Source organism: Streptomyces sp. NPDC045956 (assembly GCF_056430705.1).
Map to the genome: position 1 here is coordinate 303,574 of NZ_JBWKKZ010000003.1, position 15,679 is coordinate 319,252.

Below are 15,679 nucleotides of genomic sequence, written 5' to 3' on the forward strand. Positions count from 1 at the left end.
CCAGACGGTCCGTCACGGTCCCGCACGACCGTCACCACCAGCACCGCCTCCATGACACCCGCGTCAGAGCCGACGCGTAACCGACCGGAGGGACGCCGCCGTGGCCGACCACCCTGTAGACGAAAAACTCCCGCCCCTGAAGATGGCGACAACCGGCCTGCAGCACGTGGCCGCCATGTACGCCGGAGTAGTCGCACCACCTCTGATAGTCGGCGCGGCCATAGGGCTGTCCGCGACCGAACTCACCTTCCTGACCGGCGCCTGCCTGTTCACCGCCGGCCTCGCCACCTTCCTGCAGACCCTCGGCATCTGGAAGATCGGTGCCCGGCTGCCCTTCGTCAACGGCGTCACCTTCGCGGGTGTCGCCCCGATGACCGCGATCGTGGCCTCCACCGACGACAAGTCCGACGCGTTGCCGATCATCTTCGGCGCCGTCATCGTCGCCGGACTCATAGGCTTCTTCGCCGCCCCCTTCTTCAGCAAGGCGATCCGTTTCTTCCCCCCGGTCGTCACCGGTACGGTCATCACCCTGATCGGCATCTCCCTGCTGCCCGTCGCCTTCGGGTGGGCGCAGGGCTCCAGTCCCGAGGCGGACGACTTCGGTTCCTCGACCAACCTGGGCCTGGCGGCGATCACCCTCGTCATCGTCCTGCTGCTGCGGCGCTTCACCCGCGGCTTCGTGAAGCAGATCGCCGTGCTGCTCGGCCTGGTCGCGGGCACGCTCATCGCGATCCCCTTCGGCGTCACGGACTTCGGACCGGTCGCGGACGCCAGCGTCGTCGGCTTCCCGACCCCGTTCCACTTCGGCGCCCCGCAGTTCCAGCTCGCCGCGATCCTCTCCATGTGCGTGGTGATGGTGGTCTCGATGACCGAGTCCACCGCCGACATGCTCGCCCTGGGCGAGATCGTGGACCGCAAGGCCGACGAGAAGACCATCGCGGCCGGCCTGCGCGCCGACACCCTCGGCTCCGCGATCAGCCCGCTCTTCAACGGCTTCATGTGCAGCGCCTTCGCGCAGAACATCGGCCTGGTCGCGATGACGAAGATCCGCAGCCGCTACGTCGTCGCCGCGGGCGGCGGCTTCCTGGTGCTGATGGGCCTGTGTCCCATGGCGGCCTCGCTCATCGCCGTCGTGCCCCGCCCGGTCCTCGGCGGCGCCGGCGTGGTCCTCTTCGGCTCCGTGGCGGCCAGCGGCATCCAGACCCTGGTGCGGGCGAGCCTCGACAAGGACAACAACGTCCTGATCGTGGCGGTCTCCCTGGCCGTCGGCATCATCCCGATCGCCGCCCCGGAGTTCTACCACTCGTTCCCGGAGAACGCGAAGATCATCCTCGACTCCGGCATCTCCACCGGCTGCCTGGCCGCCGTCCTGCTCAACCTGGTCTTCAACCACCTGGGCAAGGGACAGGACGCGGAGGACGTCACCCATCCCATGGAGGCGGGGGAGGAGATCACCGGCGCGACCGCGACCCGGGCCCCGGCCGGGACGTGAGCCCCGCACCGGATGAGCCCCGGGCGTTAAGCGGGCCGGCGCCTCCGTCGGAGGCCCCGGCCCTCACCTGTCGTGGCTCCCGCGGGTCACCTGCCCCGTCCGGCACGCTCCCGCAGGACCACCGCGGCCAGCACCAGCGCCGCCGCCACGACCGCCACCGCCACCCGGAAGGCCAGCTGGTACCCCTCGGCCGTCGCCACCACCGGTGCCGCGCCCTCGCCCACCAGTCCCTCGGTCCGGGCCGCGGCCAGCGTCGACAGCACCGCCAGCCCCAGCGAACCACCCACCACCTGCGTGGTGTTGAACAAACCGGAGGCCAGCCCCGCGTCCTCCTCGCGGACTCCGGTCATCGCCAGCCCCGTCAGCGCGGGCATCGCGGCGGCGAACCCGACGGCCAGCAGCAGCATCGGCGGCAGTACGTCGGTGACGTACGAGCCGTTGACCGGGGCCCGGCCGAGCAGCGCCAGCCCCGCGACGATCAGCACCAGTCCGGCCATCAGCACCCGGTACGCACCGAACCGGCCGACGGTCCGCGCCGAGAACCCGAGCATCAGCACCCCGATCGCCACGGGGGCCGGCAGGAACGCCGTGCCGGTGGCCAGCTCGCCGTAGCCGAGCACCCGCTGGAGGTACAGCGCGCCGATGAACTGGAAGCCGTACATGGTCGCCACCATCAGCACCTGCACCGCGTTGGCGCCGGTCAGCAGCCGGGAGCGGAACAGCCTCAGCCGCAGCAGCGGGCGGGCGGCGCGTGCCTGCCGGACGGCGAAGGCGGCGAACAGGGCGAGGGAGAGGACGGCCAGGACGGCCGTGGTGGAGGCGCCGAGATCACCGGCGCCGACGATGGTGTACACCGTCAGCATCAGCGCGCCGGTGACCAGCGCCGCGCCCGGGTAGTCGGCGCCCCGTACCGAGCCCGCGGAGGCGTCCGGGGCGAGGACGCGGACGGCCGCCAGCCAGGCGACGACACCGATCGGCAGATTGATCAGGAAGATCCAGTGCCAGTTCAGCGCCTCGGTGAGGGCCCCGCCGAGGAAGGTGCCGAGCGCCCCGCCCGCCGCGCCGACCGCGCTGAAGACGGCGATGGCCCGGGCCCGCTCACGCGGTTCGGGGAAGAGCGCGACCACCATGCCGAGCACCACCGCCATGGTCATCGCCCCCGCGACGCCCTGGAGCGCCCGCGCCGCGATCAGCAGGCCCTGGCCGGTGGCGACGCCGCACAGCACGGACGCCACGGTGAACAGGGCGAGCCCCGTGGTGAACATCCTTTTGCGGCCCACCAGGTCGCCGAGCCGTCCGGCCAGCAGCAGCAGGCCGCCGAACGGGATCAGGTAGGCGTTGACCACCCAGGCGAGTCCCGGGCCGCTGAAGCCGAGGTCGGCCTGGATCGCGGGCATGGCGACGGTGACGATGTTGCCGTCCAGGATCGTCATCAGCGCTCCCGCGCACAGGACGACCAGGGCCCGCCACCGCGTGGCTGCTCCGGACTGCGGCCGGGCCGGGGACTCGATCATGGTCGTCATGGCGACGGGGCCTCCGCTGGTAGTGGTTCCCAGGTGCACTGCTTGTGACGGAGACCATCGTGGGTAACCCTGGGGACCGGCATAAGGAGGCAGTTCGATGTCCCAGAGGAACACCGGTGTTACGTCCCAGGCAGTCAACGCGCACGCGTGCCCGGTGCGCGAGGTTCTTGACAGGGTGGCGGGCAAGTGGAGCGTCCAGATCCTGGTGGCCGCCGCGCCCGGCCCCATCCGCTTCACCGAACTGGAGCGCAGCATCGAGGGCATCAGCCGCCGGATGCTGACGCTGACCCTGCGCAACCTGGAGCGCGACGGGCTCGTCGTCCGCACCGTCCACCCGACCGTACCGCCGAAAGTCGAGTACGAACTGACCGAGGTGGCGCAGGAGTTGTACGCATCCCTGCGGCACCTGACGAACTGGGCCGAGCGCAACCGCGTCTACATCGCCGAGTCGCGTGCGGCCTACGACACCGAGCACCGGCCGGAGCTGGTGGACGCCTGAGCGCGGCGTCGGATCACAGGCCGAACAGGGCCGGGTCCGACGCCAGTTCCCGGAACCGCTGCCGTGGATCGGCCACCAGCTTGCGGGCGGTCAGGTCCATGAGCCCGCCGACGGCCTCGATCTCGGCGGCGACGGTGCCGTCGGCCTTGCGCAGGACCTGCACGATCCGGAAGGTCTTCCCCTCGCCCCACTCGAAGACACAGGACACCTCGACCTCGTCGCCGGCGAGCAGCTCCCGCCGGTAGCGGATGGTCGTCTCCAGCGCGACCGGACCCACGCCCCGGGCGACCAGGTCGGTCTGCCGGATGCCGGCCGCGCGGAGCAGCGACCAGCGGGCGTGCTCGGCGTAGTTCAGGTACACGGCCTGGTTCAGGTGTCCCTGGGTGTCGGTCTCGTACCCGCGGACGGTCACGGGGACGGAGAACGGTTCGCTCACGGGTGTCGCCTCTTCTCGTACCGGTGCGGCGGATGCCGACCCGTCGATCCTGACACGGGTGGCTCAGACCTTCCGCGGGGAGGCCAGCAGGTAGCGCTCGCGGGTCCGCGGCTCGGTGTGCTCCCCGACCTGCCAGCCCGCCTCCTCCAGCGTCGTCGCGCAGTCCCGCAGCGCCGCGCCGTCGGGCTCGTGCACGGCGACCGCCTCGGGCTGCGGTGTCGCCCGCACCCGGTACCCGGCGCCACCGTCCGGCCCCGCCGGCCGACGGCCCGCCGCCTCCAGGGCGAGCGCGGCGGCCTGCACGAGATGCGTACGCTCCCAGGCGCAGGGCCGGTCCCTGCTCCCGTCGGAGTGCGTCATCCGGCGCAGCTCCAGCAGCCCCTGCCAGGCGCCGCGGACCTCGCGCAGCCGCGCCGGCCCGGCCCCGTCCGGCACGGTCTCCTCGCCGCCCGCCCGGGCGGCGAAGACTCCGCCCGCGGCCGGTGCGGCCGGCTCGGGGGCCGGGGCCGCCGCGGACTCGGCCGGCGCCTCGCGTATCCGGTGCCCGGCCGGGGTCAGGAAGTGGTCGTGCGGCGGGCGCGGGTGCCGGAAGGCCAGCCCGCGCCTGACCAGCGCCTCGAGCTGCGTCCGCGTCCCCCGCAGGCGGCCGGTCACGGGGTCGGCGGCGTAGATGACCCGCCGCTGAGCGGCGGTGGGCGAGGGGGCCACGGCGTCTCCTTCCGTCACCAGTTCCGGCATGCGTTCCGTCACCGGCTCCCGCATGGGTTCCATCACCGGTGACGCCCTCGAAGGCTACGACGGAGGTCTGACATTCCAGGCGGCGACCACCGGCCGCCCGTGCTCGGTGCCCAGCCGGCACAGCGTGCCCGTGCCGAGCTGGAACTGCGCCCCGTGGGACGGCTCCAGCCCCAGGTACCGCGCGGTCAGCACCCGCAGGAAGTGCCCGTGCGCCACCAGCACCACACAGCCCTCGGTGTCGGCGAAGGCGGCCTCGACCCGGGCCAGTACCCGGTCGGCCCGCTCACCGACCTGCTCGGGCGTCTCCCCGGGGTGCTCCGGGGGCCCCGGAGCGACGCCGTCCGTGAACAGGAACCAGTCCGGCCGGCTGCGGTGGATCTCGACCGTCGTGATCCCCTCGTACCCGCCGTAGTCCCACTCGTGCAGGTCCGGCTCGATCCGCACCCCGTGCAGGCCGATCAGCTCGGCCGTCTCCCGGGCCCGCTGGAAAGGGCTGACGAACGCGGCCCCGATCCGGTGGGACCGGATCAGCGGCACCAGGCTCCGTGCCTGCTCCCGCCCCTGTTCGGTCAGTGGAACGTCCGTCAGCCCGGTGTGCCGCCCGGAGCGCGACCACTCGGTCTCACCGTGCCGGACGAGAAAGAGATCACCCATGGGCCCAGGCTATGCGTCCGCACCGGGCACCGCGCACCGCGGTACCCGGCTCACTGCCGGTACCCGCCCAGGAACCGGCCGATCCGGCCGATGGCCGCCTCCAGGTCGTCCGCGTGCGGCAGGGTGAGGATGCGGAAGTGGTCGGTGCCCGGCCAGTTGAAGCCGGTCCCCTGGACCACCTGGATCTTCTCGCGCAGCAGCAGGTCCAGGACGAACCGCTCGTCGTCGTGGATCGGGTGCACCTTGGGATCGATGCGCGGGAAGGCGTACAGCGCGCCCTTGGGCTTCACGCACGAGACGCCCGGGATCTCGTTCAGCTTCTCCCAGGCGACGTCGCGCTGTTCGCGCAGCCTGCCGCCGGGCGCGGTCAGCTCGTGGATCGACTGGCGGCCGCCGAGCGCGGCCTGGATGGCGTACTGCGCGGGCGCGTTGGCGCACAGGCGCATGGAGGCCAGCATGGTCAGGCCCTCCAGGTAGTCGCGCGCGTGCTGCCGCGGCCCGGTGACCACCAGCCAGCCGGAGCGGAAGCCCGCCACCCGGTAGGTCTTGGACAGCCCGCAGAAGGTCAGGACCACCAGGTCGGGCGCGAGCGCGGCGGCCGAGTGGTGGACGGCGTCGTCGTACAGGATCTGGTCGTAGATCTCGTCGGCGAAGACCATGAGGCCGTGGCGGCGGGCGAGGTCGAGGATGCCCTCGACGATCTCCTTGGGGTAGACGGCCCCGGTCGGGTTGTTCGGGTTGATGATGACGACCGCCTTGGTGCGGTCGGTGATCTTGGACTCCATGTCCGCGAGGTCCGGGTACCACTCGGCCTGCTCGTCGCAGAGGTAGTGCACCGCCCTGCCGCCCGCGAGGGTGGTCACCGCCGTCCAGAGGGGGAAGTCGGGGGCGGGGATCAGCACCTCGTCGCCGTCCTCCAGCAGCGCCTGGACGGCCATGGACACGAGTTCCGACACGCCGTTGCCGAGGAAGACGTCGTCGACGCCGACCTCCAGGCCGAGACCCTGGTAGCGCTGGGCGACGGCCCGGCGGGCGGAGAGGACGCCGCGCGAGTCGGTGTAGCCGTGCGCCTGCGGCAGCATGCGGATCATGTCCTGGAGGATCTCCTCCGGCGCCTCGAAACCGAAGAGCGCGGGGTTGCCCGTGTTCAGGCGCAGCACGCTGTGCCCCGCCTCCTCCAGCGCGTTGGCCTGCTCGATGACCGGGCCGCGGATCTCGTAACAGACCTCGCTGAGCTTGTTCGACTGCCGGAACTCCATGCGGCGCTTCCCCTCCGGTGACTGGTGTTGCTTGGTTTTACCAAGTAGGAGCTTGGAAAGTCCAACAACTTGTCTACACTGCGTCGCATGCCACCTCGCCGAAGCTACGACCAGTACTGTTCCGCCGCCCGCGCGCTCGACGCCGTCGGCGACCGCTGGACCCTGCTGATCGTCCGGGAGCTGCTCGCCGGTCCGCGGCGCTACACCGACCTGCACGCCGACCTGCCCGGCGTCAGCACGGACGTCCTCGCCTCGCGGCTGAAGGACATGGAGCAGGGCGGCCTGGCGACCCGGCGGCGGCTGCCCCCGCCGGGAGCGGCGTACGTCTACGAACTCACCCCGCGCGGAGCCGCGTTGCTGCCGGTGCTGGAGGCGCTCGGTGTGTGGGGCGCCGGCGAGCTGGGGGAGCGGCGGCCCACGGACGCCGTGCGGGCGCACTGGTTCGCGCTGCCCCTGCGGCGCGCCCTGCGGGAGGCGGGGGCCGGCGAGGAGGTCGTCGAGGTGGGGCTGGACGAGGGGGAGTTCCACCTGCACGCCGGGTCGGACGGTCCGGAGCCGGTGTACGGCGACGGACCCGCCCCCCGAGGCGCCGGCGCCCGGATCGTGCTGGACGCCCCGACCTGCGCGGCCATCGGCCGCGGTGAGCTGAGCCTGCGGGACGCGGTGCGGGACGGCCGCGTCGAGGTGACCGGGGAGGGCACGGCGGCCAAGGCGCTCCGCGAGGGCTGACACGGAGGAAGGCCCGCCGGCGGGCGGGCCTTCCGGAGCCGCGCGGCCCGTGAGCGGGCCCGGTGCGGGGGCAGGCTGTACGAGGGATCAGGCTGTCCGAAGGGGCAGCCTGATCCGAGAGCCTGTTCCGAGGGTCAGGCTGTTCCTGAGGTCAGGCTGCCGGCGGCACCCGGCCGGGCCGCCCCGAGCCGCGGGTCAGCGCGTATCCGCCGACGCCCGCGAGCGCGGCCAGCACGCCCCCGATCCCCGTCCACACCCACCGGTCGGACCACCAGCCGGAGGACCAGCCGTCCTCGGGCTCGATCGCGGACAGCACGGCGCCGCGGCCGGCGTCGTCCTCGTCGGCGTCCGGCCGCACGGCCGCGCCCGGCACCAGCGGCTCGGACAACGAACCGTCCACCGCCGACGCCCCGCCCATGTCCTTGGAGTCCACCTCGACCTCCGCGCCCACCCGGACGCCGAGGTCGGACGTCGGCAGGTCCACGACCGTCAGCCGGACGTAGTACGTCCCGGGCAGCGGGTCGTTCGCCCACGGCTCGGACCAGGCACGCACGGTGCGCAGCACGCAGGCCAGCTCCACGGAGCCGGCGTCCGCCGCCGCCGTGCGGGTCTGCGCGCCGTACTGGCAGGCCTGGCGGCGCCGCAGACCGTCGTAGACGTCGACCCGCCAGGTCTCGGCGGCGTGGGTCTCGGGCAGTCTCACCGTGGCCCGCACGGTGGGGCGCTGTCCGGCGTCGGCGGGGAACGACCAGTACAGGTAGTCGCCGGCGGCGCCGTTTGCGGTGGCCGGCCGTCCCTGCTCGATCTCGGCCGCCGTGCGGAAGGAGGTGCCCGCCGCCGTCGGCGCGCCCCCGTCCCGCGACGGGCTCGCGGAGGGCGACGCGTCCGCCGCCGCGGGCGCCGCGGCGAGGCCCAGCAGCAGCGCCGCGGCCGTCAAGGTGTGTCCGACACGCATCAGTTGGTCCTCCAGACCGCGAGCCGCCAGCGCGACAGCCAGCCCCACAGCAGGCCGGCCAGGAAGCCGGCGAGCACCAGCACGCCGAGCAGCCACCAGCCGCGTCCGAGGCCGAAGGAGGCCACGTCGTCGGCGTCCGACGGCCCGTCCACGACGTCGACGGTCAGCTCCAGCGGCAGCCCGGGTGTGGTCTTCACGCCCGCGGCGACGGAGAAGGAGTGGGTGACCTGGAGGCACACGGTCTCCGCGGCCGGCTTGTCCGTGTCCGCGTCCTCGCGCTCCGCCTCGGGGTAGCGCAGGCCCGTGGAGATCACGTCCGTACGGCCGTCGCCTGCCGCCTCGCCGCGCACGATCTCCCGGCCGTGCACCGTGACCGCCCGCAGCAGCACGCCGTAGGACGGGTTCACCGCCCGGTCGGCGCCCACGCTCACCGAGGCGCGCACCTCCTGTCCGGGCAGCACGTCCACCCGGTACCAGCGCTGCTGCCCGAACTCCGCGCGGTCGGTGTACAGCCCCGACTCCAGCGTCGGCGCCTTCGCGCACGTACCGGCGCCCTCGGTGGCGACCGGGGTCACCACCGGGTCGGCCGCACGCTCCACCAACTGGTTGACCCGGTCGGTGAGTTCGTCGGTGTGCTCGATGGAGGTGTACGTCCCTCCGGTCGCCTCGGCGATGCAGCTGAGCTGCTGCCGCATCTTGGCGTTCGGGACCAGGCCCAGCGTGTCGATGGTGAGCCCGATGCCCTTGGCGGCGATCTCGCGGGCCACCTCGCACGGATCGAGCGGGGCGCAGGTGTCCTCGCCGTCGCTGATCAGCACGATGCGCTTGGAGCCGTCGCCGCCGTCGAGGTCGTCGGCCGCCGCCAGCAGGGCGGGACCGATCGGCGTCCAGCCGGTGGGCGCCAGCGTCGCCACCGCGGTCTTGGCCTCGGTGCGGTCCAGCGGTCCCACCGGGTAGAGCCGCGCGGTGTCCTTGCAGCCGGTCCTGCGGTCGTCGCCCGGATAGTCGGCGCCCAGGGTCCGGATGCCCAGCCGCACCTCCTCGGGCGTCGCGTCGAGCACCTCGTTGAACGCCTGCTTCGCCGCGGCCATCCGCGTACCGCCGTCGATGTCCCGCGTCCGCATCGAACCGCTGACGTCGAGCACCAGGTCGACCTTCGGCGCGTCCTCGCCCGTGGGTTCACCGGCCGACGCCCCGGCCGGGAAGGCGATCCCGGCCGCCAGCGCGGCGACCAGGGCACAAGCGCCCGCCGCCAGCCGTGTTCTTGTGATCATCGGCGGATCTTATGGATCAACGGGGCCGGGCTCCAAAACGAGACCGCGCGGACGTCCCGGCGTCACTTCCAGTCCAGCGGATTGGGCAGCTGTGCCCACCGGTCCCCGCCGCTCCCGGGTGAAGTGCGCATCAGCGTCAGCGCCTTGACCGGCAGCGGCGCCCCGCACAGGGCCACGAGGTCCGGGGAGCGCGGCAGTTCCCGCACGGCCGTCCCCAGGGCGTCCCGCAGCGCCGCGCCCGAGCCCGCGACCGAAGCCAGCGCGCCCCCCACCAGCGACCCGAACACCTTGCGGCGCAGGGCCTCCGGATCGTCCGTGAGCATGCGGGAGGGCAGCTCGGGGACCGGGACACCGTGGCGGGCCAGGCGGGCCGGCGAGACCCGGATGTCGGCGAGGTCGCGGTAGACCAGGCGCAGCGGCTCGCCCGTCGCGGACAGCACCACCAGGAGGTTCTGGCCGTGCGCCTCCAGGGCCACGCCCAGCTCCAGCGCGCGCAGCCCCACGCCGAGCGCGAGACGGGCGAAGCGGGCCGTCCACCGCGGTGAGCGGGGCAGTGCGGTGGTCGCCAGCGCCCCCACCGGCACGACGTGCTCGCCCGCGGCCGCGTACACCCGCGGCGACTCGCGCAGCACGGCGGCGAGGTCGGGGGAGTGGGCGGTGGCCGCGCCCAGGGTGCGGGTCACGTGGAGCAGGCCGTCCGTGCGGGCCGCCAGCTCCTCACCGAACGACGACAGGGTCGCCGAGGCGGCGACGGAGGCGACGGAGATGTCCCGCACCGAGGACGTCAGCCGGGCGCTCAGCGCGGTCTTGACGTGCGGCCCGCCGGGCACCGCGAGGGTGCGCAGGGACATCAGCGGATGCGCGGCGAGCCGTCCCTCGCACGGCCGCCGGAGCACGTGCGCGGCCTGCCACGGATGCACCGGCAGCAGGATCCGCGCACCCTCCCGCAACTCCCCCGGCCACGCCCCCGCCACCAGGCATCCGGTCTCCGCCACCGGCACCAGGCCGAGCCCCACCACCGGCCCGTGCTCGGGCCCGTACGCGAGCTGCTCGGCCACCGAGAAGCCGGGCCGGGAACGGCAGTTGGGGTGGAAGGGATGCCCGTCCACCACCCGCTGCTCCCAGCCCCAGTCGGTCCGCGGCCACTCGTCCGGGTGATCCTCGCGGGCCGCGTGCGACAGGGCCAGCGACGCGGCACTGTGCCCGAGTTCGGCGGCGAACCCCGCGGAACGCGGTACGGCGAGGTCGGTCATCAGCCGCGCCGGATCGTCGTACGCGACCTCGTCAAGCCGCACGACCCGCACGTACGGGTCCGTGCGGTACGGGTCCGCGGCCGGACCGGCCAGCCGTCGGCCGTCCCTCAGGCGCAGGACGAGTTCCCCCGGGGCCGGTTCGCGGCCCGCGATCCACGGCATCGGCTCGTGGGCGAACGCACGCCAGAGCCGGGAGAGCACCGCGGCGCGGGCGCCGGGCAGTTCGGCCGCGAACCGGGCCACGAGAGCGGGGCGCACGGCCGCCAGCTCGTCGGCTACCTCGGCCTCGGTGGCGGGGGAACGGTGCACGGGCGGACTCCTCGGGTAGGGACGGGACGGCACTGCCGGGGAACGACGACAGACATACTGATCGTCTCCACCCTTTGACAGACCGTAGGGAACGAGTGGAACGCGTGGATTTCCTGCCCCCGCCCACCGGCGCCGACGCCGTGCCCCGGGACGATGTCGCCGAACGCGCCGACGCCTACGCCGCGGTACCGCTGCTCAACTGCCTGCTGCGCGAGGTGGCCGAACCGCTGCCGGACCCCGGCGCCCGGCCGGTGTACCGGCTCCCCGGCGGCCGGCTGCTGCGGGTGCGGGCGGGCCGGCGGCCCGCCGAGCCCGAGGTGTACGGGGCGGGTGGGTGGCACCGCGCCGGCCACACCGAACTGGTGAAACTCGTGGCCGAGGAGCTGCGCCGGCACACCGGACTGCCCAACCACGAACTGCCCACCGAGATGACCGACAGCCGCGACGCGGTGGCCGCGCTGCTGACGGCCCGTGCGCGGGCGACCCCGCCGCAGGACCCGTACGTCCGCTCCGAGCAGTCCCTCCTCACCGGTCACACCCACCACCCCGCGCCCAAGGCGCGCGGCGGCGGCCCGCACGCCGACTGGCTGCCGTACGCACCCGAGGCGCACGCCCGCTTCCCGCTGGCCCTGCTGGCCGTGCGTGAGGACACGGTCGTCGACGAGGGCGACACCACCGCGCTGGACGCCCTCGGCGAAGCCCCGCCCGGCTACCGGATGCTGCCCGCCCACCCCTGGCAGCTCCGGCTGGCCTCGGCCGCCCTGGCCCCGGCCTTCGCCGACGGACGGATCCGCCGGCTCGGCACCACGGGCTTCCCCGTGTGGCCGACGGCCGCGGTCCGCACGGTGTACGCCCCCGCTTACCCGCCGGGGCGCGACCTGTTCCTCAAGTTCAGCCTCGACGTCCGCATCACCAACGACATCCGTCGCCTGTGGCGGCACGACCTGCTGAGGCTGCGCCGCACCGACACGGCGGTCAGCGAGGCCTTCGACGCCGTCGGCCCCCCGGCGGCCTGGCTCGCCGACCGCGGGCACCGCACCACGGACTTCGCCTTCGAGGAACTGGCCGTCGTCGTGCGCGACGGACTGCGCGGCCGCGTCCTGCCCGGCGCGACCCCGCTGCTGGCCGCCGCTCTGGTGGAGGGCTTCCCGGGCAGCCCGCTGGAGCGCGCCACGGACCCGGCCGCCTGGTGGGAGGCGTACCTCGCCGTCGTCGTCCCGCCGGTGCTGACCGCCTTCGCCGACGACGGCGTGGTCCTGGAGGCACACCTGCAGAACACCCTGGTCGCGGTGGACGCCGCCGGCATCCCGGTGCAGGCCCTGTTCCGGGACGCCGAGGGCGTGAAGCTGCTGCCGGACACCTCCCGGGCGGCCGGCTGGGAACGGCTGGTCTACTGCCTGGTAGTCAACCACCTCTGCGAGATCGCCGGCGCCCTCGCCGAGCACCATCCGGGCCTCGACCCCTGGCCCGCCGCGCGCCGCGCCCTGGCCCGGCACGACCTGCCCGAGATCCCCGCGCTCCTCGCCTCGCCCAGCCTCCCCGGCAAGACCAACCTCCTGCTCCGCTGGACGGGCGCGGACGGCGCCGACGCCCGCTACCGGCCGCTGCCCAACCCGCTGCGGGAGCCCTGAGGGGCCGTGCCGGGCCGGGGCGTGCCGGGCCGGCCGGCCCTGTCCCCGCCACGCTCCGGGGGACCGCTCGTCGCTCTGTCACGCTTGGTCACTATGCTCGGGCGGTGCCGGAGGGACGGGAAGGGGAGGAGACAGGATGCTGAGGAGCGTCAGCGCGACGCGCTACGTCACGCCCCTGCACTCGGGCGGCTCCGTCCCCGGTGTCGTCGAGGCCGACGACCTCGGGACCTACGTCGTCAAGTTCACCGGCTCCGCGCAGGGCCGCAAGGCGCTGGTCGCCGAGGTGATCGTCGGGGAGCTGGCCCGTGAGCTGGGGCTCCGGGTGCCCGAGCTGGTCCTCGCCCACTTCGACCCCCGGGCCGCCGCCGACGAGCCGCACCAGGAGGTGCGGGACCTGCTGAACGCGAGCGCGGGGCTCAACCTCGGCATGGACTACCTGTCGGGCGGCGCCGACCTCACGCCCGAACTGGCGAAGGACTTCCCCGTCGGCCCCGAGGAGGCCGGCCGCGTCGTCTGGCTGGACGCCCTCACCGTGAACGTCGACCGGACCGTGCACAGCTCCAACCTCATGGTCTGGCCCACCCTCGGCGTGGCGCCGGCCCGCCTGTGGCTCATCGACCACGGCGCGGCCCTGGTCTTCCACCACCGCTGGGACGCCTCCGCGCCGGAGAAGGCCTACGACTTCCGCCACCACGCCCTGGGCCGGTACGCGCCGGACGTCCGGGCGGCCGACGCCGAGTTGGCGCCGAGGGTGACGGAGGAGCTGCTGCGCGAGGTGGTCGCACGGGTGCCGGACGACTGGCTGACCCGCGAGGCCGGCTTCGACACCCCGGACGAGGTCAGGGACGCCTACGTCGGCTGGCTGTCCGCGCGGGTGCGCGCCCCGCGCGACTGGCTGCCCACCGACTTCCCGTCCCGCGAGGAACTGGCCGCCGAGGACGCCGCCCGCGCGGCGCGTACCCGGCGCGGGCGTCCCGACTGGCTCAAGCGGGTCCCCGACCTGCACGGCAAGCCTGCCGCCGCGCCGGACTGGTCCCGGCACCTGTCCTGAAGACGGGCCCGCACCCCCGGTGCTGTGCGGTACCGGGGGCGCGGGCGGGGCCGAGCGGGGTGGGGCCGTGAGCCGGGCGGGCCTCAGCCCTTCAGCTGCTCGTAGGCGGGCAGCGTCAGGAAGTCGGCGTAGTCCTCGTCGAGCGACACCGTGAGCAGCAGGTCGTGGGCCTGCTGCCAGTTGCCGGCCGTGAAGGCCTCGTCGCCGATCTCGGCGCGGATGTTCGCCAGCTCCTCGGCGGCGACCTTGCGGGCCAGTTCGGCGGTGACCTGCTCGCCGTTGTCGAGGACGACCTCCGCGTTGATCCACTGCCAGATCTGCGAGCGGGAGATCTCGGCGGTGGCCGCGTCCTCCATCAGGTTGAAGATGGCGACCGCGCCCAGGCCCCGCAGCCACGCCTCGATGTAGCGGATGCCGACCTGCACGGCGTTGACGAGACCCGCGTAGGTCGGCTTGGCGTCCAGCGAGTCGATCGCGATCAGGTCGGCCGCCCGCACGTCGACGTCCTCACGCAGCCGGTCCTTCTGGTTCGGCCGCTCGCCGAGGACCTTGTCGAAGGACTCCATGGCGATCGGGACCAGGTCGGGGTGGGCGACCCAGGAGCCGTCGAAGCCGTCGTTCGCCTCGCGGTCCTTGTCGGCGCGGACCTTCTCGAAGGCGACCTTGTTGACCTCGGCGTCGCGCCGCGAGGGGATGAACGCGGCCATGCCCCCGATCGCGTGCGCGCCGCGCTTGTGGCAGGTGCGCACGAGGAGTTCGGTGTACGCCCGCATGAACGGGGCGGTCATCGTCACCGCGTTGCGGTCCGGCAGGACGAACTTGGCGCCGCCGTCACGGAAGTTCTTGACGATGGAGAACAGGTAGTCCCAGCGGCCGGCGTTCAGCCCGGCGGCGTGGTCGCGCAGTTCGTAGAGGATCTCCTCCATCTCGTACGCGGCCGTGATCGTCTCGATCAGGACGGTGGCCCGGACGGTGCCCTGCGGGATGCCGACGTAGTCCTGCGCGAAGACGAAGACCTCGTTCCAGAGGCGGGCCTCCAGGTGCGACTCCGTCTTCGGGAGGTAGAAGTACGGGCCCTTGCCGAGGTCCAGCAGGCGCTGGGCGTTGTGGAAGAAGTACAGGCCGAAGTCGACCAGCGCGCCCGGGACCGGACGGCCGTCGACCTGGAGGTGGCGCTCGTCCAGGTGCCAGCCGCGCGGGCGCATGACGACCGTCGCCAGCTCCGCGTCGGGGCGCAGGGCGTACGACTTGCCGGTGCGCTCGTCGGTGAAGTCGATGGTGCGGGTGTAGGCGGCGGTCAGGTTGAGCTGGCCGAGGACCACGTTCTCCCAGGTCGGGGCGGAGGCGTCCTCGAAGTCGGCGAGCCAGACCTTCGCGCCCGAGTTGAGGGCGTTGATGGTCATCTTGCGGTCGGTGGGGCCGGTGATCTCGACGCGGCGGTCGTTCAGCGCGGCCGGGGCCGGGGCCACCTTCCAGGAGTCGTCCGCGCGGATCGCGGCGGTCTCCGGGAGGAAGTCGAGCGTGGAGGTGCGGGCGATCTCGGCGCGGCGCTCCGCACGGCGGGAGAGGAGCTCGTCACGCCGGGGCGTGAACCGCCGGTGCAGCTCGGCCACGAAGGCGAGCGCCGCATCGGTGAGGACCTCCTCCTGCCGGGGCAGGGGCTCGGCGTCGACGATGGCCAGCGTGGACGGCGCTGGTGCGGACATGAGCTGTCACTTCCTTCAGCGGTGGCACCGGGTGCCAACGGGCACGTAACGGGCAATGCGCACTCGCGGTGCGGCGGAGTGCTTCTGGTCAGTGGATAGTAGTTTCCTCATCGTGGAACTTCAAGGAGTGTTGATGTCGAGATTCTCTGAGTCGAGGGAAGGTGGCGCCG

General features: G+C 73.4%; 14 protein-coding genes. 5 read left to right on the plus strand and 9 right to left on the minus strand.

Annotation, left to right across the window (positions count from 1 at the left end):
- Positions 1-100: 100 nt before the first annotated feature.
- Positions 101-1,492 (plus strand): nucleobase:cation symporter-2 family protein, encoded by a 1,392-nt coding sequence (locus tag AC07FV_RS10355; RefSeq protein ID WP_479086125.1) that lies wholly within the window; start codon positions 101-103, stop codon positions 1,490-1,492.
- 86 nt (positions 1,493-1,578) lie between these two features.
- Here AC07FV_RS10355 and AC07FV_RS10360 read toward each other — a convergent pair whose 3' ends face one another.
- Positions 1,579-3,015 (minus strand): MFS transporter, encoded by a 1,437-nt coding sequence (locus tag AC07FV_RS10360; RefSeq protein ID WP_479086127.1) that lies wholly within the window; start codon positions 3,013-3,015, stop codon positions 1,579-1,581.
- A 97-nt stretch (positions 3,016-3,112) separates the two neighbouring features.
- Here AC07FV_RS10360 and AC07FV_RS10365 point away from each other — a divergent pair, with 97 nt between their 5' ends.
- Positions 3,113-3,514 carry a winged helix-turn-helix transcriptional regulator gene (locus AC07FV_RS10365; RefSeq protein ID WP_479086129.1) on the plus strand — a complete coding sequence of 134 codons (402 nt, stop codon included), beginning with the start codon at positions 3,113-3,115 and terminating at the stop codon, positions 3,512-3,514.
- Between the two features lie 13 nt (positions 3,515-3,527).
- Here the strand turns inward: AC07FV_RS10365 and AC07FV_RS10370 are convergent, their stop codons facing one another.
- The 4 genes from AC07FV_RS10370 to AC07FV_RS10385 all read right to left on the minus strand — a co-directional run bounded on the left by AC07FV_RS10370 (position 3,528) and on the right by AC07FV_RS10385 (position 6,601).
- A complete protein-coding gene (locus tag AC07FV_RS10370; RefSeq protein WP_479086131.1) occupies positions 3,528-3,950 on the minus strand; it encodes an acyl-CoA thioesterase in 423 nt (140 codons plus the stop codon).
- Between the two features lie 63 nt (positions 3,951-4,013).
- Positions 4,014-4,658 (minus strand): hypothetical protein, encoded by a 645-nt coding sequence (locus AC07FV_RS10375; RefSeq protein WP_479086640.1) that lies wholly within the window; start codon positions 4,656-4,658, stop codon positions 4,014-4,016.
- An 84-nt stretch (positions 4,659-4,742) separates the two neighbouring features.
- Positions 4,743-5,342, minus strand: a complete 600-nt coding sequence (locus AC07FV_RS10380) for a histidine phosphatase family protein (protein ID WP_479086132.1) — start codon at positions 5,340-5,342, stop codon at positions 4,743-4,745.
- A 50-nt stretch (positions 5,343-5,392) separates the two neighbouring features.
- On the minus strand, positions 5,393-6,601 hold the full coding sequence (locus AC07FV_RS10385; protein WP_479086134.1) for a pyridoxal phosphate-dependent aminotransferase: 1,209 nt from the start codon (positions 6,599-6,601) through the stop codon (positions 5,393-5,395).
- An 87-nt stretch (positions 6,602-6,688) separates the two neighbouring features.
- On the opposite strand from AC07FV_RS10385, the gene AC07FV_RS10390 reads away from it, so the two are divergent.
- A complete protein-coding gene (locus AC07FV_RS10390) occupies positions 6,689-7,330 on the plus strand; it encodes a winged helix-turn-helix transcriptional regulator (protein WP_479086136.1) in 642 nt (213 codons plus the stop codon).
- Positions 7,331-7,481: 151 nt separating this feature from the next.
- On the opposite strand, the gene AC07FV_RS10395 is transcribed toward AC07FV_RS10390, so the two are convergent.
- The 3 genes from AC07FV_RS10395 to AC07FV_RS10405 form a co-directional block, all read right to left on the minus strand.
- Complete coding sequence (locus AC07FV_RS10395; protein WP_479086137.1) at positions 7,482-8,285, minus strand: hypothetical protein; 804 nt, start codon at positions 8,283-8,285, stop codon at positions 7,482-7,484.
- Positions 8,285-9,559: a VWA domain-containing protein gene (locus tag AC07FV_RS10400; RefSeq protein WP_479086139.1), complete on the minus strand. Its 1,275-nt coding sequence runs from the start codon at positions 9,557-9,559 to the stop codon at positions 8,285-8,287. The genes AC07FV_RS10395 and AC07FV_RS10400 overlap by 1 nt, the downstream gene beginning before the upstream one ends.
- Positions 9,560-9,621: 62 nt before the next feature.
- Entirely contained in the window at positions 9,622-11,121 is a 1,500-nt protein-coding gene (locus tag AC07FV_RS10405; protein ID WP_479086141.1) for an IucA/IucC family protein, read from the minus strand.
- Between the two features lie 95 nt (positions 11,122-11,216).
- Between AC07FV_RS10405 and AC07FV_RS10410 the strand changes: the two genes are divergently transcribed.
- Both AC07FV_RS10410 and AC07FV_RS10415 read left to right on the plus strand, forming a co-directional pair.
- Positions 11,217-12,752, plus strand: coding sequence for an IucA/IucC family protein (locus AC07FV_RS10410; protein WP_479086142.1), 1,536 nt, complete (start codon positions 11,217-11,219; stop codon positions 12,750-12,752).
- 136 nt (positions 12,753-12,888) lie between these two features.
- Positions 12,889-13,803: a HipA family kinase gene (locus AC07FV_RS10415; protein ID WP_479086143.1), complete on the plus strand. Its 915-nt coding sequence runs from the start codon at positions 12,889-12,891 to the stop codon at positions 13,801-13,803.
- 83 nt (positions 13,804-13,886) lie between these two features.
- On the opposite strand, the gene aceB is transcribed toward AC07FV_RS10415, so the two are convergent.
- Positions 13,887-15,509 (minus strand): malate synthase A, encoded by a 1,623-nt coding sequence (gene aceB / locus AC07FV_RS10420; protein WP_383639383.1) that lies wholly within the window; start codon positions 15,507-15,509, stop codon positions 13,887-13,889.
- Positions 15,510-15,679 lie beyond the last annotated feature (170 nt).